This window comes from Sinorhizobium americanum (assembly GCF_001651855.1).
GTDB classification, from domain to species: Bacteria; Pseudomonadota; Alphaproteobacteria; order Rhizobiales; family Rhizobiaceae; genus Sinorhizobium; species Sinorhizobium americanum.
Genome location: NZ_LNQC01000062.1, coordinates 32,788 through 52,532, shown reverse-complemented (window position 1 = coordinate 52,532; position 19,745 = coordinate 32,788). Strand labels below are relative to the sequence as shown.

Here is a 19,745-nt window from a genome sequence, read left to right as displayed (position 1 = left end):
CGAAAATCGGATCGATTTTCGGAAAGCACGATGCGTAGGTTCAAAGTGTTACAGCGTCCTTTGCGCGTCTGAAAAGACGCGCGACGCTGTAGGCCTCGTTCTGTCCTTCCAACCCGTCCGGCGCTGTCGGACGGGTTTTTTGTGCACCGGGCCTGGACCCAAACTCTCTGTTAAATTTCACGGGTTAGCGTGGCTGCAACTGGCATGCGAAAGGTGAGTTCTATGAGTGGTGCGGCCCCCGTTATCTCCCGGCACTTTCTCAACAAGGAAGAGTCGTTCATGTATGATCGGGAAGCGAATTTCCCGATGGAGGACACGCGGAACGACGCGCGGATCGAATTTACCGAGAAGGGGATGCAGAACCTCTCATCGCGGCGCTGCGAGATCATCAAGCTGTCGAAGAGTAGCGCCGTGATCGGCATTGTGACGAAGTTCCAGCTGCCGCAGAACTTCTACCTCGACATCCCGAGCGCCCGCCTTCCGCTGATCGGCTGTCTGTTGAAGCGGGTGCACGCCAACAACCTCATCGAGGCCCGCTTCCTGCGGCTGTTGAGCGATCGCGACCTAAATCGGATCTTCGTCTACAGCACCCATCCCAACCACCGCAACCGGACGCTGGACATCTATCGCTGACCGCAAGAGCCGTCAGGGACTTTCCGACGGCGCAGGTGCCTCAGTGAAACAGAACGCTGCCGCCGCGATCGGCCGCACCGGCGATCTGGCGGAACGGCGCGAACAGTTCGCGGCCCATGCCGAACTCGTTTTCGGAAAGGTCGATATGCGCCGGCACGCGCGTCTTCAGCGCAATGTCGTCGACCTTGACCTCGATCGTTCCCTTGATCGCGTCGATGCGGATGATGTCGCCTTCCTGGATGCGGGCGATCGGCCCGCCCTCCTTTGCTTCCGGGGTGACATGGATGGCGGCCGGGACCTTGCCCGATGCGCCGGACATGCGCCCATCGGTGACGATCGCCACCTTCTGGCCCCTGTCCTGCAGGATGCCGAGCACCGTCGTCAGCTTGTGCAGCTCCGGCATGCCGTTCGCCTTGGGCCCCTGGAAGCGGACGACGGCGACGAAATCGCCTTCGAGCGTGCCAGCCTTGAAGGCGGCGTTGAGCTCGGCCTGGTCGTTGAAGATCTTGGCGGGGGCCTCGATGATATGGCGTTCCGGCTTGACGGCCGAGATCTTGATCACCGCCTTGCCGATATTGCCGGTCAGCATCTTCAACCCGCCGGTATGCTGGAAGGGCTGGTCGATGGTCGCGAGCACCTTTGGATCGGCGCTTTGCTCAGGCGCCGGCTCGCGCTGAACGGTGCCGTTGTCGCCGAGCCTCACGTCGATCGCATAGGCCTCGAGGCCCTGGCCGAAGACGGTGCGGACATCGTCGTGCAGCAGCCCCTTCTTGAGCAACTGGCTGATCAGGAAGCCCATGCCGCCGGCCGCGTGAAAGTGGTTCACGTCGGCAAGGCCGTTCGGATAGACGCGGGCGAGCAGCGGCACGACGTCGGAGAGTTCCGAAATGTCCTGCCAGGTGAGCGCGATCCCGGCGGCGCGCGCCATGGCAACGAGGTGCATGGTGTGGTTGGTCGAGCCGCCGGTCGCATGCAGACCGACGACGCCGTTGACGATTGACCGCTCGTCGATCATCTCGCCGGCCGGCGTGAATTCGTTACCCATGGCCGTGATCGCCAGCGCCCGCTTCGCTGCCTCCTTGGTCAGCGCGTCGCGCAGCGGCGTGCCGGGATTGATGAAGGAGGCGCCCGGCAGGTGGAAGCCCATGATCTCCATCAGCATCTGGTTGGAGTTGGCGGTGCCGTAGAAGGTGCAGGTGCCGGGGCCGTGATAGGACTTCGATTCCGCCTCGAGCAATTCGTCGCGGCCGACCTTGCCCTCGGCGAAAAGCTGCCGGACCTTGGCCTTCTCGTCGTTCGGCAGGCCCGAGGTCATCGGTCCGGCGGGAACGAAGATGGCGGGCAGGTGACCGAAGGTCAGCGCGGCGATCACCAGGCCGGGCACGATCTTGTCGCAGACGCCGAGATAGACGGCCGCATCGAACATGTTGTGCGACAGGCCGATCCCGGCTGCCATGGCGATCAAGTCGCGCGAGAAGAGCGACAGCTCCATGCCCGGCTGCCCTTGCGTGACGCCGTCGCACATGGCCGGCACGCCGCCTGCAACCTGCGCCACGCCACCCGCCTCCCGAGCCGCCTCGCGGATCAGCGCCGGATAGGTCTCGAACGGCTGATGCGCCGAGAGCATGTCGTTATAGGAGGTGATGATGCCGAGGTTCGGGACGCGGTCGCCGGCGAGCGCCACCTTCTCGGCGGGGGAACAGACGGCAAATCCGTGCGCCAGGTTGCCGCAGCCGAGGACGCTGCGGTGCGGTCCGGTCGCCGCGGCGCTGCGGATGCGTTCCAGATAAGGTTCGCGATAGGGCTTTGAACGCTCGACGATACGGGCGGTAATGGCGGCAATGCGGGAATCGGCGGACATGGCACATCCTGTTCCGGAGTCTTCGGACCCCTTGGTCTTTATCCTGTCATCGGCTTACAGCGGCAATGTTCCAAGGCGGCGCGTCGCTGTAACGCTTCTGAATTGCTGTCTCTTGTCCGGTCGCCTTACGGCGCCCAGTAGATCTGCAGCGGCGATGCCGCCCGCCTCAGCACGGCGCGGATCGGCATTTCGGCCTCCTCTCCCGAGGCTTGCGCCCGGGCGAGGACCTCCCTCTTTCCCTCGCCCTCGATATGCAGGACGAGATATCCGGCATCCTGAAGGCTTGAGAAAGTAAAGGTGAGGCGGGGTTCACCGGCCCCGTCAGCCTCCATCGTGATCACGCCGCGGGGAGTTGCCGGATCAAGGGCCTCTTCAAGGCGCGTCCCGCCGGGGAAGAACGAGGCCGTATGCCCGTCGGTTCCCATGCCGAGCACCACCACGTCGAAGGGCGCAGCGATTGCAGCCGTTACCTTGCTTGCGATCGCAGCGGCAGCCTCGGCGGTCGCCGCGGCATGATAGAGCGGCACGAACTGCGCCGCAGCCGCCTCGTCCTGAAGCAGGTTCGAAGCGACGAGCGCGTGATTGGAGCGGTCGCTTTCGGGCGGCACGAACCGCTCGTCGACGAGGGTGATCGTCACCTTCCTCCAATCGAGGTCGCGCCCGGCCAGCGCGCGGAAAAAGGCCTTCGGCGTCGCGCCGCCGGACACCGCGATGCTCGCCGTGCCGCGAGCGTCGAGCGCGGCGGCCAGCCTGGCGCTGACGGCATCGGCAAGCCCCGCCGCCAGGGCCGCTCCGTTTTCGTATGTATGCAGGGTCTCGCTCATGGGCCGGTCCTAGATCGTGTCGTTCCAGGTGCGGCCGTCGCGTTCGATGAGCGCGATCGCCTGGCTCGGCCCCCAGGTGCCGGCGGTGTAGCCCTGCACCTGCTGCCCCGCCGTTTCCCAGGCCTTGAGGATCGGGTCGATCCATTGCCAGGCGGCCTCCACTTCGTCGCGGCGCACGAAGAGTGTCTGGTTGTTGCGGATGACGTCGAGCAGCAGCCGCTCATAGGCATCGGCATTGCGCACGCCGAAGGCTTCCGCGAAGCTCATGTCGAGCGGCACGTTTCTGAGCCGCATGCCGCCCGGTCCGGGGTCCTTGATCATCAGCGACTGCTTGACGCCTTCGTTCGGCTGCAGCCGGATCATCAACTGGTTGGCGGAGATGCGCCCGGCGCTGTGGTCGAAGATCGAATGCGGGATTTGCTTGAAGGTGATGACGATCTCCGACATGCGGCCGGCCATGCGCTTGCCGGTGCGGATGTAGAACGGCACGCCGGCCCAGCGCCAATTGCTGATCTCGGCCTTGATCGCGACGAAGGTCTCGGTGTTGGAGACGCCGCCTTCGAGTTCTTCGAGATAGCCTTTGACCGGGCCGCCGGCCGATGCGCCGGCGCGGTACTGGCCGCGAACCGTAACCTGCTCGACATTGGCGGCGGTGATCGGCTTCAGGGCTCTTAGGACCTTGAGCTTTTCGTCGCGCACTGCTTCCGCATCCATCGAGGTCGGCGCTTCCATCGCGACGAAGCAGACGAGTTGGAGGATATGGTTCTGCACCATATCGCGCAGAGCGCCGGCCTTGTCGTAATAGCCGGCGCGATTTTCCAGGCCGACCGATTCGGCGACGGTGATCTGCACGTGATCGATATGGGCCGAATTCCACAGCGGCTCGTAGAGCGCGTTGGCGAAGCGCAGCGCCATCAGGTTCTGCACCGTCTCCTTGCCGAGATAGTGGTCGATGCGGAAGATCTGCTCCTCGCGGAACACCTTGCCGATCGTATCGTTCAGCTCCGTCGCCGAAGCGAGATCGCGACCGATCGGCTTTTCGACGACGATGCGGGTGTTCTTGGTGATGAGCTTGTGGTCTCGGATCTTTTCCGAGATATCGCCGAAGATTGCCGGCCCGACGGCGAGATAGAAGGCCCGCGTGCGATCCTTTCCGTCCTCCAGCAATTTCTTGAGATCGTCCCAGCCCTGCTCGGACTTGGCGTCGACAGATATGTAATAGAGCCGCGCCGTGAATTTCGCCACCTCGGCCTCGTCGAACTCGCCGGGCTTCAAGTGCTCCTTCAGCGCGTCGGATGCGAAGCTGCGATATTCCTCATGGCTAAGGGCAGCACGCGAGGCGCCGATGATTCGCGTCGGCTCGGTGAACTGGCCTTCGATCTGCCGGTGGTAGAGGGCCGGCAACAGCTTGCGCTCCGCAAGATCGCCGGTGCCGCCGAACACGACATAGTCAAACGGTTCGACAGGAATGATCTGGCTACTCATGGCATGTCTCGATCTGTTTCAGGTCAGGGGCAGATATAATCTAATCGATTTAAAAGCGCTAGGGTGCAACGCAACAAAATCGTATCTGCCCAATTTTTCCAAAGCATGACGCTCTGTGGATGAAGCATTTCAGGGAGTGGGTCCTGGGCAAATACCCGCTCCAGAACCATGCGGCTCTAAAGCCGATCGCGCAAGGCATACCAGCTCAGCGCGAGGAAGAGGAGGGCGGACCGGAAGCGCGTTCCTCCGGGGAAAGCCGGTATCTTCAAATCCGTGAGAAGGTCCAGTTCCGTTGCTCTGCCGAGTGCGAGATCGGCATAGAGCTTGCCGCAATAGTTGGACAGCATCACGCCATGGCCGGAATAGCCGCCGATGCTCGTCACCCCCGGCATGACCTCGCGGCAGAAGGGCTGGCGAGGCATGGTGATGCCGACCGAACCGCCCCAGGCATGGGTGATGTCGATGTCGGCAAGGGCCGGATAGATCTCGCGGATCTGGCGGCGGATGTGGCTGGAAATGTCGCGCGGATTGTCGGCGGTATAGGCTTCACGCCCGCCGAACAGCAGGCGGCCATCCTTCGATTTGCGGAAATAACGCACGACGAAACGGGAATCGTCTACCGACTCGCCGCCCGGAAGAATCTCCGGGTGGTTCGTCAGCACCGGCGTCGCGCCGATGAAGGAGCGGATCGGCATCACGTGGCTGGCGGTCACCGGCTCGAGATCGCCGATATAGGCGTTGCAGGCGATCAGCGCCCGGTCCGCAGTGATCGTGCCGCGGTTCGTCTCGATGACGACCGCGCCGCCCTTTTTCTCGACCTTTAGCGCCTTCGTCTGTTCGTAGAGCTTGGCACCGGCAAAGGCTGCCTGCCTTGCGAGACCGACGAGCAGCTTCATCGGATGAATATGGCCGGTGCCGGTGTCGCGGATGCCGAAGTGGTAGTGGCGCGAACCGAGCCGGTGCGCGGTCTCCTCCCGGTTCATGAAGGAGAGATGCGGGTAGCCGAACCGTTCCGCCATTGCCTCGACATGGCGGCGATAGTCGGTCTCGAAGCTCCTCTTATGGCCGACGGAGAGCTGGCCGGGCATGAACTCGATATCGATCCCGTGCGCGCCCGCGAAATCGAGCACATAGCGCTTGGCGTTCTCGGCCATGTCGAAGAGCAGTTGCGCCCGTTCGTGTCCGAGCACCTCTTCCGCCTCGTCGGCCCAGGCGCGCTGACCGGTGCCAAATTGGCCGCCGTTGCGCCCGGAGGCGCCGTCGCCGAGGCGGCAGGCGTCGATCAGCGTGACGTCGGCACCGCCTTTCGCCAGGTTGAAGGCGGCCTGCAGCCCGGTATAGCCGCCGCCAATGATGGCGACGTCGGCCCTCTGTGATCCCGGCATCGCCGGATAGCTGGGCCTGTCCGGGACGGTCGCCTCATACCAGGAGAGTCCGGGCGAGATCGGGCTTTGCCATTCCATTCACATGCTCCTCGAATCAGACGTTGAGGAGCAGGAATTCGCGTTCCCACGGGCTGATGACCTGCATGAAAGTCTCGAACTCGCCGCGCTTCACGCCGGCATAGATGGCGATGAACTCGGCACTGAAGACCTCGGCCAGCGACGGCGCCGATTCGAGCAGAGAGATGGCTTCGAGCAGGCCGCGTGGCAGATCGATCTCACCCTCATTCGCAGTGTCTTCCGAGGGTGGTGTCGGCTGCAGGCCCTCCATGATGCCGAGATAGCCGCAGCCGAGCGAGGCGGCAAGCGCCAGGTAAGGGTTCGCATCGGAGCTCGGCAGACGGTTCTCGATGCGCCGCGCGACCGGGTCCGAAACGGGAATGCGGAACGCCGTCGTGCGGTTGTCGTAGCCCCAGGCCGTGTTGACCGGCGCCGACATGTCCGGCGTCAGGCGTCGGTAGGAGTTGACGTAGGGCGCCATCATCGACAACGTCTTCGGCACATAGTGCTGCATGCCGCCGATGAAGGAGAAGAACTCCTTGGAGGGTGCGCCATCCGGATTGGAGAAGATGTTCCGGCCGGTCTCGATGTCGAGGACCGATTGATGGATGTGCATTGCCGAGCCCGGCTGCCCCTGCATCGGCTTTGCCATGAAGGTGGCGTAGATGCCGTGCTTCAACGCCGCTTCGCGAATGGTGCGCTTGAACAGGAACACCTGGTCGGCAAGCTCGATCGGATCGCCGTGCCTGAGGTTGATCTCGAGTTGCGCCGGCCCCTCTTCGTGGATCAGCGTATCGATCTCCAGGCCTTGCTTTTCCGAGAAGTGGTAGATGTCGTCGATCAGCTCGTCGAATTCGTTGATGCCGGCGATCGAATAGCCCTGGCCGCCGAGAATGGAGCGGCCGGAACGGCCCTTCGGCGGACGCAGCGGATAGTCCGGGTCATCGTTCTGGGCGACGAGGTAGAACTCGATCTCGGGCGCGACGACCGGTTTCCAGCCCTTCTGCCGGTAGAGGTCGACGACTCGCTTCAGGACGTTGCGCGGCGTATAGCTGATCTGCTCGCCCTGCGAGCCGACGATATCGCAGATTACCTGCGCCGTCGGATCGCTCTCCCAGGGAACGATGGAGATTGTCGAGAGGTCCGGCACCAGCTTGATGTCGCTGTCGCGCGAGTCGTAGCGAAACTGGCCGGTCTCTTCGGGATACTCACCGGAAATCGTGTGGCGGTAGATCGCCGAAGGCAGTGCCAGCGATGTGTTGGACGTGAATTTCGACGTCGGCATCATCTTGCCGCGCGGCACGCCGGCAAGGTCGGGAGTGATGCACTCGATGTCCTCGATGCCGCGGATCTTCAACCAGTCGACCGCCTCCTTCCACGTCTTGACACCTCGGGGGGAATGCAGGGCGAGGGGAACTCCTGTACTCTTGCTGACCTTTGCTGTCTGTTGGGCAACGCTTCTCTTGGAAGACATAATTCACCGGATTCTGCTTCGGATAGCCCGCATCATAGCCGCCCTTTGCCAATTGGCTACTGCATGTCCGTAAATCGGATGCGATTTACGGACAAAGCATTCAGCCTCCCAAATTGCCGCAGCGATCCTTCATGCTTTTGCAAGACGCCCGGCGCTGCAGTGCTTCGCGATTGACTTTTCGCCTCTCGCCGGAAAGGAAGGCGAGAAACGCGAAGAGGGCTCTCCGTGATCGAAAAGCAGGATGTGGTGATCATCGGCGCGGGCGCCGCCGGCATGATGTGCGCGATCGAGGCGGGGAAGCGCGGCCGCCGTGTCGTCGTCGTCGATCATGCCAAGGCGCCGGGCGAGAAGATCCGTATTTCGGGCGGCGGCCGCTGCAACTTCACCAATAGTCACACCGGCCCCAGGAATTTCCTTTCCGACAATCCGCATTTCTGCAAGTCGGCGCTTGCCCGCTATCGCCCGCAGGATTTCGTATCCCTCGTCGAGCGGCACGGCATCGCCTGGCATGAGAAGACGCTCGGGCAACTCTTCTGCGACCACTCGGCCAAGGACATCATCCGCATGCTCCTTGCCGAGATGAAGGAAGCAGGCGCGATGCTGCGGCTCGAGACCGCGATTTCGGCCATGGAACGGACCGCTTCGGGTTTTCGCGTCACCACCAGCGCCGGGACGATCGATGCCGCCTCGCTGGTGATTGCGAGCGGCGGCAAATCGATCCCGAAGATGGGAGCGACAGGGTTTGCCTATAAAGCTGCCGAGCAGTTCGGCCTGCCGGTCGTCGAGACGCGGCCGGCACTCGTCCCCTTCACGCTCGATCTGGCCCAGCTTGAGAAGCTCGGCGCGCTTGCCGGTGTCGCGGCCGATGCCGAGGTGCGCTTCGGCAAGGTGGCTTTCCGCGAGGCGGTGCTCATCACCCATCGCGGCTTGAGCGGACCAGCGATCCTGCAGATCTCCTCCTATTGGCGCGAGGGCGCGGAGATCGTCCTGCGCCTGATGCCGGACATCGATATCGCCTCGATCCTGAAGGGCATGCGCCGCACCAGCGGACGCCAGTCGGCGCAGACGGCAATGGCCGACATACTGCCGCGGAGGCTCGCGCAGTTCTTTGCCGAGGAGGCAAAGCTCGCCGGGCGCCTGCTTGCCGATCTCTCGGACAAGGCGATCGACGCGCTCGCGGCTTCCATCCAGGCCTGGACATTGAAGCCGGCCGGAACCGAGGGCTACCGGACCGCCGAAGTGACCCTCGGCGGCGTCGACACGCGCGCGCTCGACTCGCGGACCATGCAAGCGACGAACATCCCCGGCCTCTATTTCATCGGCGAATGCGTTGACATCACCGGATGGCTGGGCGGCTACAATTTCCAATGGGCCTGGGCATCCGGCTTTGCTGCCGGTCAAGACGTATAACCGCGAGGCAAAATGGTGATTTGCCTCTTCAGCCATTGTTAAGGGAAATAGTCGAACCTGCTTTGCAAATGGCTTCCACAGCCCGCCGAGGACTGGCGGTACGGTCTCAGAACGCAGACCAGACTGTTTCCAATTCATGGCCTTTCCTCAGCCGCGGGATGGTTGCACCATGAAGCGCATGGCAAGACCCGAACGGTCCTGCCAAACAGGAAGGACAGGATGCCATGAGCCAGCAACGTCGCCGTCCCCGTGCTATTGCCATCGCCCGCGCCGATGAAAGCCGCGCGCAAGGCGAACTGATCGCTTTCGCCGCCACTCTTGCACTTTTCGCGATCGTCGCTTTGGCAATCTTTTCCTCCCTCTGATTTCTCCTTCGCCTCCATCGAACGCATTCCGCGGGCGGTTTGCCGCGGACGCGAGCGCAAGTAACCGGCGCCGGTTTCGACCGGGCCTCGGGCGTACGCCGCGCTTATAGGAATCTTAATCGTTCAAAACGAATATGCGGATGACGTGAGTCCGTCAGGTCCTCGCCGCAGAAGCGGTGCGGTCCCGCAATGATTGCCGACGGACTGGCGGCGTGCGCCGCATGATTTCCGAAAAACATCAGCCTGTTTGCGCATCGGGTGGCGCTTCGGTGTCCTGTTTGGACGCCAGCTGCCATGGGGGAGGCCAAACGCGCGCTGGGAGCCAAGGTGTTTTCCATGTTCATTGACAGGATTCTTGCCCGCTTCAAGATCCAGACGAAGGTTCTGTTCTTCATCCTGCCGTTCGTCGTCAGCATCACTGCGGTCGGTATCACCGGCCTCTATGCCTCGGGCCTGCTGCAGGGCCGCATGGAGATCTCGAACAGCGTCCTGCAGACGCTGAGCGGCTTCAAGGATGTTTATGCCGGAATGAACCAGTTCCTGCACGAGACCACCGAGGAGAGCCGCAAGGCGGTCAAGGACACGATCGCCGCGCAGAAGGAGGTCCTGGCCGACACGGCGGCGCAGGTCGCAGGTGCAAGCGGCGAGACGGAACTGGGCGCCGCGATCGGCGCTACGAACGATATCGAAGCCCGCATCGACGAACTCTGGACCCTGCACGAGGGGGAAAAGAAACTACGCACGGCGACCAAGGCCAATCTCGAGCTGTTGGCCGCCGAGCAGGTGAAGATCAACGAAGAAACGAAACGGCTGCAATACGAGGTGCGCAAGGATGAGAATGCGGCAAAGACGATGCTGCGCAACGCCGAGAAGCTCATGCGCGCGAGCCGGTTCTATACCGAGTTCGCCACCGAGGTCAGCAAAGCGATAACGGTCGAGGAAAAACTGAAGGTCGCAAAGGAGCTTTTCCCGCAGATCAGCCGCACGCAGCGCGACATCTTCACCCTGTTGCCCAAGGGCGAGAAGTCGCTCGCCGAAACGGTTAATTCGGCAGCCGGGGCGATTGGTGCGCTGATCAAGGCGCCGGCGGGTCCCGAAACGCTGGCCACCCTGGCGAAATTTGTTGATCGTTTCCGCAATGCCAGCTTCCGCCTGGAGGCCGCCTCCGTCGGAAAGATGCGCGAGGCGACGCAGATATTCGCTGAGCTCGACGGCAAGATCGCCGCGACGGAGTCGGTCCTGACCGCCACGCGCCGGCTGTCTGCCTCGATCACCGATATTCAGATCGCCACGGCCGCCTTCCTCGGCAACACGACCGAGGAGAACCGCCAGAAGCTTCTGGATAAGTTCCTGGCCGTTCAGTCCAACCTCACGACCTTGCGCGGCATCGCGAAGGACCTGAGCTTCTTCGATGCGATGGCCGAAACGGTCTTGCCGATCATAAACGTGATGAAGAAGGACGGCGCTTCACTGGTCGAGATCACCGACAAGCGAACGGTGGAATTCAACGCGGCCGGAGCCTCGATTAATGAAATCTGGAATGATCTTACCGGATTTGCCGAGCAGCAGAAGGTCGCCGCCGGCACCGAGCGCGAAGAAGCCAATCAGATCTCTGTCGCTGCCACCGTGGCCGGCGTCGTGATCGCCCTGCTCGCGGGAATCGCGCTGACGCTGACGTTGAAACGGCCGATTGGACAGATCACCGCCGCCATGCGCCGGCTCGCCGACGGCAGGCTGGATACGGCGATCGACGGCGATGCGCGACGTGACGAGATCGGCGACATGGCGCGCGCGCTCGGCGTCTTCAAGGAGAACGCCCTCTCGAAGGTGCGAATCGAGGCCGAGAGCGCGGAAGAGCGTGCCCGGGCCGAAGCCGAACGCAGCCGCAACGATGCGGATAAGCGCGAGCTCGACCGGCAGATCGATGTCGCCGTCAGCGAACTTGCCGCCGGCCTCGGTCGGCTCGCCCAGGGCGACCTCTCCCAGCAGATCGAGGTGCCGTTCCACGGCCGCCTCGAGCAACTGCGGCAGGACTTCAACGGATCGCTCATCCGCCTTCAGGACACGCTGGCGCAGATCCGCGGCAATGCCCAGGCGATCCAACAGAGCGGGGCCAACATGCACCATTCCGCCGATGCGCTGTCGCGGCGAACCGAGGCACAGGCCGCTTCGCTCGAGCAGACGGCCGCCGCCGTCGACCAGATCACCGCCACTGTGCGTTCCTCGGCGGAGCGCGCCCACGAGGCGAACCAGTCGGTTACCGAAACCAAGCGGAGCGCTGACAGCTCGGCGACCGTTGTCGCCAATGCCATCGCCGCCATGGGCCGCATCGAGGATGCTTCGCGCCAGATCGAACAGATCATCGAAGTGATCGACGACATCGCCTTCCAGACCAACCTGCTTGCCTTGAACGCCGGCATCGAGGCGGCGCGCGCCGGCGAGGCGGGCAAGGGCTTCGCGGTCGTGGCGCAGGAGGTACGCGAACTGGCGCAGCGCTCGGCCGAGGCAGCGCGGGAAATCAAGGGCCTGATCAACAAATCGACGGACGAGGTCAGTTCCGGCTCGCTGCTCGTCAAGGAAACGGGTGCGGTGCTCGCCTCGATCAGCGCGCAGATCGTCACCGTAAGCCAGCATGTCGAGATGATCGCCACCGCGAGCCGCGATCAGGCGACGGCTCTGCACGAGGTCAACGGCTCCGTCAATCAGATGGACCAGATGACCCAGCAGAACGCCACCATGGTCGAGGAGGCGACGGCTACCAGCCGCGCGCTGGCCACCCAGGCCGATACGTTGATGATGCTGGTCGAGCAGTTCCGCCTGGAGCCGGAGAGCGGAGCCGGCCAGGCCTATCGCGCCGCATAGGGCCGTCCTTCCTCTACAACGCACGATAAACCGAACGCCGCGCATCCTCGATGCGCGGCGTCTTCATTTGATCGCATGATTCCTAGGGGGCCATGCACGGAATGCCGCCGCAATCGTCGCGTCTTTCGGCCGGTCGCGATGTGCGGAAGAGCGCGGCGAGCAGGTTTTCCGCCAGGGTTTCCGTGCGGCCTCTTGATCGGCGCTCGAATTCTTCGTCCGAGCGGCGGTTTCTCGAGGCCATGTCGAACAGTACGGCCATTGCCATCATATCCATCGTGATGCTCCTCAATTCTTGGGCATCTCCTCTTTTATGCACCTGAAACTGTTTTACATACAGCCGATTTCCTCATACGTTTTTCAATCATGAAAAACATGGACTGGGATGTCTATCGCTGTTTCATGACCGTGGCGCGTGGCGGCGGGTTGACCGGTGCGGCGCAGGCGACGGGGCTGAGCCCTGCGACGATCGGACGGCGGATGCTGGAACTCGAGGAGCGCACGGGCCGCGCCTTGTTCGTGCGCAGCCAGACCGGCTATGCACTGACGGCCGACGGCCGCTTCCTGTTCGAGCAGTTGCAGGAGATGGAAGCGGCGGCCCGCAAGGTCGAAAGCTGGCAGAAGGAGGGCGAGGGAGCCACGCTCGTCCGCATTGCGGCGGGCACCTGGGGATCTTGGCTGATCGCCGAAAACTTCCCGGCGATCTGCACGGAAAGGGACACGTTCGCCATTTCGCTGTCGATCGGCGAGGCGCGGGCAAGTCTTGCCTATCGGGAGAGCGACATCGGCATTCGCGCCTTCGAGCCGGAGGAGACCTATCTCGCCTCGCGGCCGGTCGGCGAGGTCGCCTATGCCGCCTATCGCCAGAAGAACGCCCCCGGCGGATCAGATCGCTGGGTCGCCGTCGCCGAGGACGACGCGCTTTCGGCCTATCTGCGCTGGCCGCACGAAAACGCATCCGGCCGGATCGTCGCAACGGTCAGTCGTCCCCGGTCCCTCCTGGACCTCGCCCGCGCCGGGGCCGGCAAGGCGGTGCTTCCCTGTTTCGTCGGCGATCTCGACCCGCAACTGGAGCGGGCGGGCGACGAGATCGGGCTGCTCCGGCATCGCCAATGGATCGTCATGAACAACGAGGACCGCCACCGCCGGGACATCCGCACCGTCGTCGACCGGCTGACACGGTTGCTCCGCAGCCATGCGGATCTCTTTGCCGGCAAGCGGCCCCGGCGGACTGCCGCCTGACCGCAGAATGCGTTGCGGCCGGCATTGCACCGGCCGCTACGCTATCCGTTCAGTCGATCAATCGACGAGATCTTTGAGGAAAACCCGGACCTGGAGCGCTTGCGTGCTGCGGTACTGGATCTCCTGCCAGAGCACCGCGCCGAGCATGAGCGCGGCCGCCGCGGCGAGTGCCACCATCACGGCCGGCCCTGGGTGACGATGACCGGGATCAGCAGGTCGCCCCAGTTGCCGTCGCCGCCGTGATGGCGTGCCGAGCGCACCAGTTCGACCGAGACGCCGGCCTCGACGGCCTTCATGACCGACTGGTTGAGGCGGTGTAGGTCGTTGGCGACCATGCGGATCGCCGCCTGCTGGTCCGCGGTCATGGCCGACGACTGTTCCTCGGCCCGTTCCTTGACGCGTGTCTGTACTGTCATGGGAGTGCTCCTTCAAAGCTTAGAGCCGGATGCGGCGGAAACCATTTTCCTGTCCGCTTGCGGTTCGAGAATTTTCGGTGTTCCGGGGCGCGCAACGGGCAGGGATGTCCGCGCCCCAGTCTTCATTTCACGCCTTCCCTCATTCCGCCGCCGGGCGGAACTGGTCGTGTTCGGTCGATTCCTTCATCGCCGTCGTCGACGACTGGCCGCCGGTGATCGCCAGCGACACGGCGTCGAAATAGCCGGTGCCGACTTCGCGCTGGTGCTTGGTCGCCGTATAACCGTTCACCTCGGCCGCGAACTCCGCTTCCTGCAGCTCCGAATAGGCGGCCATCTGCCGGTCCTTGTAGCCGCGCGCCAGCTCGAACATGCCGAAGTTCAGTTGATGGAAGCCGGCGAGCGTGATGAACTGGAACTTGTAGCCCATGGCGCCGAGCTCCCGCTGGAACTTGGCGATCGTCGCGTCGTCGAGGTTCTTCTTCCAGTTGAACGACGGCGAGCAATTATAGGCGAGCAGCTTGCCCGGATGCGCCTTGTGCACGCCTTCGGCGAATTTGCGCGCCTGTTCGAGATCCGGCTTCGAGGTCTCGCACCAGATGAGGTCGCAATGCGGCGCATAGGCGATGGCGCGGGCAATGCAGGGATCGATCCCGTTTTTCACCTGGTAGAAGCCTTCCACGGTACGGCCGGCATCGTAGTCGACGAAGGGCCGGTCGCGCTCGTCGATGTCCGAGGTGAGCAGCTTGGCCGCTTCCGCGTCGGTGCGGGCGATGACCAGCGTCGGCGTGCCCACGACGTCGGCAGCAAGCCGGGCGGCGTTCAGGTTGCGGATATGCGCCGCGGTCGGTATCAGCACCTTGCCGCCGAGATGGCCGCACTTCTTTTCCGAGGCGAGCTGGTCCTCGTAGTGGACGCCCGCTGCACCGGCCTCGATGAAGGCCTTCATGATCTCGAAGGCGTTGAGCGGCCCGCCGAAACCGGCTTCCGCGTCGGCGACGATCGGCGCGAACCAGGTGTCGACCGAAAGGCCTTTTCCTTCCGCGGTTTCGATCTGGTCGGCCCGCTGCAGGGTGCGATTGATGCGCTTGGCGAGCTCCGGCGCAGCGTTGGCCGGATAGAGCGACTGGTCCGGATACATTGCCGAGGCGGTGTTGGCGTCGGCCGCAACCTGCCAGCCCGAAAGATAGATCGCCTTCAGGCCCGCGCGGACCATCTGCATGGCCTGGTTGCCGGAGAGCGCGCCCAGCGCATTGACGAAGTCCTCCTCGTGAATGAGCTTCCAGAGGCGGTTCGCGCCCATCTCCGCGAGTGAATAACGGATCTCGACCGAGCCCCGGAGGCGTTGCACGTCCGCGGCGGAGTAGGGCCGCTCGATGCCGTCGAAGCGGCCCTGCGGTGCGCTCGGTACGAGTTTGTAAAAATCAGTCATGCATATCTCCCCGTCAAAATCATGAGCTCTGCAACTTTCGTCTTAGCTCGCTAATACCGTGAACTGATATGACAGTTTTTACATTGCGCTGCAGAAACAAGCCACATCTATTGCTGTGCCGCCGCCGCAAAAGGGGTTACCTTGTCTTGTGTTTGACAAGGTGAAGCAGTAAAGCTGTAAACATTGTCAAAGACGCTCCGGTGGAGATTCTGTAAAGGGAGTGACAAATGGCCGAGAACAAGATCTTCGCCGGGCCGCGTGTCAGACGAATCCGCAACGGGCTTCAATTGACCCAGACGGCGATGGCGGAGGCGCTCGGCATCTCGCCGTCCTACCTGAACCTCATCGAGCGCAACCAGCGGCCGTTGACGGTGCAGCTGCTGCTTAAGTTGGCTTCGGTCTACAAGGTGGATCTCGACGAATTGCAGGGCGAGGCCGGCGGCAGCCTCACGCAGTTGCGCGAGGTCTTTGCCGATCCGCTGCTTGCCGGCGAGCTGCCGGGAGATCAGGAGCTGATCGAGGTCACCGAAGCCGCCCCCAACGTGTCGGGCGGCGTCGTCAAGCTCTACCGGGCCTATCGCGAACAGGCTTCGCGCCTGAAGGACCTGGCGGAACTCCTGGCCGGTCAGGGGCACATGGCGACGCTTGCCGACACGCGGCTGCCGATCGACGAGGTCCGGGAGACCCTCGAGGCGCGGCCGAACCATTTCGCCCGCATCGAGGAGGCGATGGAGGCGTTCCATGCGAGCCTGTCGCCGGGCGAAGACCTCGCAGGGGTTCTGAAGGCCTGGCTGAAGAGGGAGCACGGCCTTGTCGTGCGGACCTTGCCGGTACACGTCATGCCGAATCTCCGCCGCCGTTTCGACCGCCACTCGATGCGCCTTTTCATTTCCGAGCGGCTGTCGCCCTTCGATCAGATGCTGGAAACCGCCATGGAGGTCGCATCGATCGCCTGTCACGAGGCGATCGTGGCAGAGCTCGGCCAGATTCCCTTCTCGACCGCGGAGGCGCGCCGCATCGGCCGTTTCGAGCTTGCACGCTATGCCGCCCATGCGCTGATGATGCCCTACGCGGCCTTCCATGCCGCAGCCCAGCGGGCCAAATACGACATCGACCTCTTGAGGGCACGCTTTCAGGTGTCGTTCGAGCAGGCGGCCAGTCGCCTGACGACGTTGCAGCGGCCCGGCGCCGCCGGCATTCCCTTCTTCCTGATGGAAATTGACAATGCCGGCCATCGGCTGCGCCGCGCCGGAGCGCAGGGCTTTCCGCATGCCCGCTTCGGCGGTGCCTGCCCGAAGCTCAACATCCATGCCGCCTTCGCGGTGCCGGGGCAGATCCTTGTCGATCGGGTGGAGATGACGGACGGCGGCGGGTTCCTGACAATTGCCCGGACGGTCGAGGGACCCCAGGCAGCATTTCAGGAGCGGGTCAGGCGCACCGCGCTGTTGATCGGCTGCGATGCCGGTTTCGCGCAGGAGACGGTTTACGGGGCCGCGCGCTTGCCGGCGATCACCGTCGGCCCGGTCTGCCGCCTGTGCGAGCGCCAGGGCTGTCTGGCTCGCGCCGAGCCGCCTGTCACCCGCCCCTTGGGTCTGGACGAGATGGCGACGGGCTTGAGCGTCTTCGATTTTCAATAGCCGTATTCGCGATTGCTTGCGCCCGCGACAGCAGGTCTTTTCCGTGTCGCGTAGACCGCTCGCGCCGAGGCATGGACGGAGCTGGCGTGGCGTGCCGCCGGTGAGGCGCGGAGCGGCGCATAAGCCCCGGATTTTGCTTGTGCTTGTGAATCTGAAAACGACTGGGGGATGGCAGATTTGCCCTGTGCGAAAGCGCTTGAGGTTATGGCGAAACATGCCTAACTTCGGCATGGCAACGAACACCGGACAGGGCGCGACCGCGGCAAAATGGGCGACTTGTCTCACGATCGAAAAATGAGGGGAGTTGTATGTCCAAACTCATCGTCGCAACCTTGGCGGCCGCCATGCTTGCAGGAGCGGCCACGCTCGCTTCCGCCCAGGAGCGGGTCGTCAACGTCTATAACTGGTCGGATTATATCGACGACAGCATCCTTGCGGATTTCACCAAGGAGACCAACATCAAGGTCGTCTATGACGTCTTTGATTCCAATGAAATCCTCGAAACCAAGCTGCTCGCCGGCGGCTCCGGCTACGACGTCGTCGTGCCGACTGCGAGCTTCCTGCAGCGCCAGATCGCCGCAGGCGTGTTCCAGAAGCTCGACAAATCGAAGTTGCCGAATCTCGCGAACATGTGGGACGTGATCATGGAGCGTACGGCGAAGTACGATCCGGGCAACGAATATGCCGTCGACTACATGTGGGGCACCACCGGCATCGGCTACAATGTCGAGAAGATGAAGGAAATTCTCGGCACCGACGAGAAGCCGAACTGGGATGTCATCTTCAATCCCGAGATCGCGGCGAAGTTCAAGGATTGCGGCATTCATCTGCTCGATTCGCCGACCGATATCATGCCGTCGGCGCTGACCTATCTCGGCCTCAATCCGGACAGCCACGAGGCCGCCGATCTTGAAAAGGCCGCCGATCTGCTCCTGAAGGTCCGGCCCTATATCCGCAAGTTCCATTCGTCGGAATATATCAATGCGCTGGCAAATGGCGATATCTGCCTAGCGGTCGGGTTCTCCGGCGATATTTTCCAGGCGCGCGACCGTGCGGCCGAGGCGAAGGCCGGCGTGACGGTCGATTATTCGATCCCGGCGCAAGGCGCGCAGATGTGGTTCGACGTGCTGGCGATCCCCGCCGATGCGCCGCATGCGGCCGAGGCGCACGAGTTCATCAACTACATGATGAAGCCGGAAGTCATCGCCAAGGCGTCGAACTACGTCTTCTACGCCAACGGCAACAAGGCCTCGCAACAGTTCCTCGACAAGGAAGTGCTTGAAGACACAGCCATCTACCCGTCGGACGCCGTAATGCAGAAGCTGTTCACGACGAGACCGTTTGAGGCCAAGGAGCAGCGCGTACTGACAAGGCTCTGGACGAAGATCGTAACCGGTCAGTAGGAGCGGAAACGAATTGCCCGGACCTCACATCCGGGCAATTTCTTGAGGGGGATTTCGGAAGCGGTTCAGCCGGCAACGGAGCGGCGCCGCGTCCATCGATTGCGGCACTTCGGGGTTATATGATGAAGTCTCTCGGTAGTATCCGGCGTTCCTTCGCACCATGGGCGGACCCCGCCTCCAAGCCATTCATTTCCGTCAAGAACGTGACCAAGAAGTTCGGCGACTTCACCGCCGTCGACGACCTGTCGCTGAACATCTACACGCGCGAATTCTTCGCACTGCTCGGCGCATCCGGTTGCGGCAAGTCGACCCTGTTGCGCATGCTCGCTGGCTTCGAACAGCCGACGTCGGGCGAGATCATTCTCGACGGCCAGAACCTCGCCGGCATCCCGCCCTATCGGCGGCCGGTCAATATGATGTTCCAGTCCTACGCGCTGTTCCCGCACATGACGGTCGAGAACAATATCGCCTTCGGCTTGAAGCAGGACGGCATGCCGAAGGCCGATATCGCCGAGCGGGTGGGACAGATGCTGAAGCTCGTCAAGCTCGAGAAATTCGCCCAGCGCAAGCCGCATCAGCTGTCCGGCGGCCAGCGACAGCGCGTGGCGCTTGCCCGTTCGCTGGCCAAGCGGCCCAAGGTGCTGCTGCTCGATGAACCGCTCGGCGCGCTCGACAAGAAGCTGCGCGAGGAAACCCAGTTCGAACTGATGGATCTGCAGCAGGAACTCGGCCTTACCTTCGTCATCGTCACCCATGACCAGGAAGAAGCGATGACCATGGCCGACCGCATTGCCGTCATGAGCCACGGCAAGGTCGTCCAGGTGGCGACGCCGGCCGAGATCTACGAAGCGCCGAATTCGCGCTTCGTCGCCGACTTCATCGGCGACGTGAACCTGTTCGACGGCACAGTGACCGCGGCCGAAGGCGGCTCCGTCCGGATCGAGACAACCGGCGGCATTGCGCTTCGCATGGCCTCGGCGGAGAAACCGGCAAGTGGTGCAAAGGCCGCCGTCGCCATTCGTCCGGAAAAGATCAGGATCAGCCGCCAGCCGCCCGCCCACGCACCGATCAACGCGGCCGAGGGCGAGATCTGGGACATCGGCTATCTCGGCGACATGACCGTCTTCCACGTGCGCCTTAAGGACGGCAAGGTCGTCAAGGCGTCGTCGCTGAATGCAGTGCGCGCCGTCGAGGATCCGCTTGGTTACGACCAGCAGGTCTGGATCTCATTCGGCGAAGATTCGGGCGTAGTGTTGAAGGATTGA

At 63.1% G+C, this 19,745-nt stretch carries 16 protein-coding genes; 8 read left to right on the top strand and 8 right to left on the bottom strand.

What is annotated here, in order from left to right:
* Positions 1 to 222: 222 nt before the first annotated feature.
* On the top strand, positions 223 to 633 hold the full coding sequence (locus tag ATC00_RS18160) for a hypothetical protein (protein ID WP_072596937.1): 411 nt from the start codon (positions 223 to 225) through the stop codon (positions 631 to 633).
* Between the two features lie 40 nt (positions 634 to 673).
* On the opposite strand, the gene edd is transcribed toward ATC00_RS18160, so the two are convergent.
* The 5 genes from edd to ATC00_RS18135 form a co-directional block, all read right to left on the bottom strand.
* Positions 674 to 2,494 (bottom strand): phosphogluconate dehydratase, encoded by a 1,821-nt coding sequence (edd, locus tag ATC00_RS18155; protein WP_064253860.1) that lies wholly within the window; start codon positions 2,492 to 2,494, stop codon positions 674 to 676.
* A gap of 125 nt (positions 2,495 to 2,619) precedes the next feature.
* Positions 2,620 to 3,318, bottom strand: a complete 699-nt coding sequence (gene pgl / locus ATC00_RS18150) for a 6-phosphogluconolactonase (RefSeq protein ID WP_037378688.1) — start codon at positions 3,316 to 3,318, stop codon at positions 2,620 to 2,622.
* A gap of 9 nt (positions 3,319 to 3,327) precedes the next feature.
* Positions 3,328 to 4,803, bottom strand: a complete 1,476-nt coding sequence (zwf, locus tag ATC00_RS18145) for a glucose-6-phosphate dehydrogenase (protein ID WP_037378690.1) — start codon at positions 4,801 to 4,803, stop codon at positions 3,328 to 3,330.
* 176 nt (positions 4,804 to 4,979) lie between these two features.
* On the bottom strand, positions 4,980 to 6,266 hold the full coding sequence (locus tag ATC00_RS18140) for an NAD(P)/FAD-dependent oxidoreductase (protein WP_064253859.1): 1,287 nt from the start codon (positions 6,264 to 6,266) through the stop codon (positions 4,980 to 4,982).
* 16 nt (positions 6,267 to 6,282) lie between these two features.
* On the bottom strand, positions 6,283 to 7,719 hold the full coding sequence (locus tag ATC00_RS18135) for a glutamine synthetase family protein (protein ID WP_037378694.1): 1,437 nt from the start codon (positions 7,717 to 7,719) through the stop codon (positions 6,283 to 6,285).
* A gap of 225 nt (positions 7,720 to 7,944) precedes the next feature.
* Here ATC00_RS18135 and ATC00_RS18130 point away from each other — a divergent pair, with 225 nt between their 5' ends.
* From ATC00_RS18130 to ATC00_RS18125, 3 genes are all read left to right on the top strand, one after another.
* The gene (locus ATC00_RS18130; protein ID WP_064253858.1) at positions 7,945 to 9,129 is read left to right on the top strand and encodes a BaiN/RdsA family NAD(P)/FAD-dependent oxidoreductase; all 1,185 of its coding nucleotides are present in this window, start codon (positions 7,945 to 7,947) and stop codon (positions 9,127 to 9,129) included.
* A gap of 224 nt (positions 9,130 to 9,353) precedes the next feature.
* A complete protein-coding gene (locus ATC00_RS32980; RefSeq protein WP_086022794.1) occupies positions 9,354 to 9,494 on the top strand; it encodes a hypothetical protein in 141 nt (46 codons plus the stop codon).
* Between the two features lie 336 nt (positions 9,495 to 9,830).
* Positions 9,831 to 12,356 carry a methyl-accepting chemotaxis protein gene (locus ATC00_RS18125; RefSeq protein ID WP_064253857.1) on the top strand — a complete coding sequence of 842 codons (2,526 nt, stop codon included), beginning with the start codon at positions 9,831 to 9,833 and terminating at the stop codon, positions 12,354 to 12,356.
* An 82-nt stretch (positions 12,357 to 12,438) separates the two neighbouring features.
* Here ATC00_RS18125 and ATC00_RS18120 read toward each other — a convergent pair whose 3' ends face one another.
* A complete protein-coding gene (locus tag ATC00_RS18120; RefSeq protein ID WP_037378699.1) occupies positions 12,439 to 12,630 on the bottom strand; it encodes a hypothetical protein in 192 nt (63 codons plus the stop codon).
* An 89-nt stretch (positions 12,631 to 12,719) separates the two neighbouring features.
* Here ATC00_RS18120 and ATC00_RS18115 point away from each other — a divergent pair, with 89 nt between their 5' ends.
* Positions 12,720 to 13,595 carry a LysR family transcriptional regulator gene (locus ATC00_RS18115; RefSeq protein ID WP_064253856.1) on the top strand — a complete coding sequence of 292 codons (876 nt, stop codon included), beginning with the start codon at positions 12,720 to 12,722 and terminating at the stop codon, positions 13,593 to 13,595.
* A gap of 176 nt (positions 13,596 to 13,771) precedes the next feature.
* Here ATC00_RS18115 and ATC00_RS18110 read toward each other — a convergent pair whose 3' ends face one another.
* Both ATC00_RS18110 and aceA read right to left on the bottom strand, forming a co-directional pair.
* A complete protein-coding gene (locus tag ATC00_RS18110; RefSeq protein WP_037378705.1) occupies positions 13,772 to 14,011 on the bottom strand; it encodes an SMc00767 family acetate metabolism repressor in 240 nt (79 codons plus the stop codon).
* 139 nt (positions 14,012 to 14,150) lie between these two features.
* Positions 14,151 to 15,440: an isocitrate lyase gene (aceA, locus tag ATC00_RS18105; protein WP_064253855.1), complete on the bottom strand. Its 1,290-nt coding sequence runs from the start codon at positions 15,438 to 15,440 to the stop codon at positions 14,151 to 14,153.
* Positions 15,441 to 15,667: 227 nt separating this feature from the next.
* Here aceA and ATC00_RS18100 point away from each other — a divergent pair, with 227 nt between their 5' ends.
* The 3 genes from ATC00_RS18100 to ATC00_RS18090 all read left to right on the top strand — a co-directional run bounded on the left by ATC00_RS18100 (position 15,668) and on the right by ATC00_RS18090 (position 19,745).
* A complete protein-coding gene (locus tag ATC00_RS18100) occupies positions 15,668 to 17,077 on the top strand; it encodes a helix-turn-helix domain-containing protein (RefSeq protein WP_064253854.1) in 1,410 nt (469 codons plus the stop codon).
* A gap of 308 nt (positions 17,078 to 17,385) precedes the next feature.
* Positions 17,386 to 18,480 (top strand): polyamine ABC transporter substrate-binding protein, encoded by a 1,095-nt coding sequence (locus tag ATC00_RS18095; RefSeq protein WP_064253853.1) that lies wholly within the window; start codon positions 17,386 to 17,388, stop codon positions 18,478 to 18,480.
* Between the two features lie 122 nt (positions 18,481 to 18,602).
* Positions 18,603 to 19,745, top strand: coding sequence for an ABC transporter ATP-binding protein (locus tag ATC00_RS18090; protein WP_037378875.1), 1,143 nt, complete (start codon positions 18,603 to 18,605; stop codon positions 19,743 to 19,745).

Excerpts from the sequence above, each read along its gene's own strand:
- edd (WP_064253860.1), bottom strand. The coding sequence starts at position 2,494 with ATGTCCGCCGATTCCCGCATTGCCGCCATTACCGCCCGTATCGTCGAG.
- ATC00_RS18140 (WP_064253859.1), bottom strand. The coding sequence starts at position 6,266 with ATGGAATGGCAAAGCCCGATCTCGCCCGGACTCTCCTGGTATGAGGCG.
- ATC00_RS18095 (WP_064253853.1), top strand. The coding sequence starts at position 17,386 with ATGTCCAAACTCATCGTCGCAACCTTGGCGGCCGCCATGCTTGCAGGA.
- ATC00_RS18100 (WP_064253854.1), top strand. The coding sequence starts at position 15,668 with ATGGCCGAGAACAAGATCTTCGCCGGGCCGCGTGTCAGACGAATCCGC.
- ATC00_RS32980 (WP_086022794.1), top strand. The coding sequence starts at position 9,354 with ATGAGCCAGCAACGTCGCCGTCCCCGTGCTATTGCCATCGCCCGCGCC.
- ATC00_RS18135 (WP_037378694.1), bottom strand. The coding sequence starts at position 7,719 with ATGTCTTCCAAGAGAAGCGTTGCCCAACAGACAGCAAAGGTCAGCAAG.
- ATC00_RS18110 (WP_037378705.1), bottom strand. The coding sequence starts at position 14,011 with ATGACAGTACAGACACGCGTCAAGGAACGGGCCGAGGAACAGTCGTCG.
- pgl (WP_037378688.1), bottom strand. The coding sequence starts at position 3,318 with ATGAGCGAGACCCTGCATACATACGAAAACGGAGCGGCCCTGGCGGCG.
- aceA (WP_064253855.1), bottom strand. The coding sequence starts at position 15,440 with ATGACTGATTTTTACAAACTCGTACCGAGCGCACCGCAGGGCCGCTTC.
- ATC00_RS18090 (WP_037378875.1), top strand. The coding sequence starts at position 18,603 with ATGAAGTCTCTCGGTAGTATCCGGCGTTCCTTCGCACCATGGGCGGAC.
- ATC00_RS18115 (WP_064253856.1), top strand. The coding sequence starts at position 12,720 with ATGAAAAACATGGACTGGGATGTCTATCGCTGTTTCATGACCGTGGCG.
- ATC00_RS18125 (WP_064253857.1), top strand. The coding sequence starts at position 9,831 with ATGTTCATTGACAGGATTCTTGCCCGCTTCAAGATCCAGACGAAGGTT.
- zwf (WP_037378690.1), bottom strand. The coding sequence starts at position 4,803 with ATGAGTAGCCAGATCATTCCTGTCGAACCGTTTGACTATGTCGTGTTC.
- ATC00_RS18120 (WP_037378699.1), bottom strand. The coding sequence starts at position 12,630 with ATGGATATGATGGCAATGGCCGTACTGTTCGACATGGCCTCGAGAAAC.
- ATC00_RS18160 (WP_072596937.1), top strand. The coding sequence starts at position 223 with ATGAGTGGTGCGGCCCCCGTTATCTCCCGGCACTTTCTCAACAAGGAA.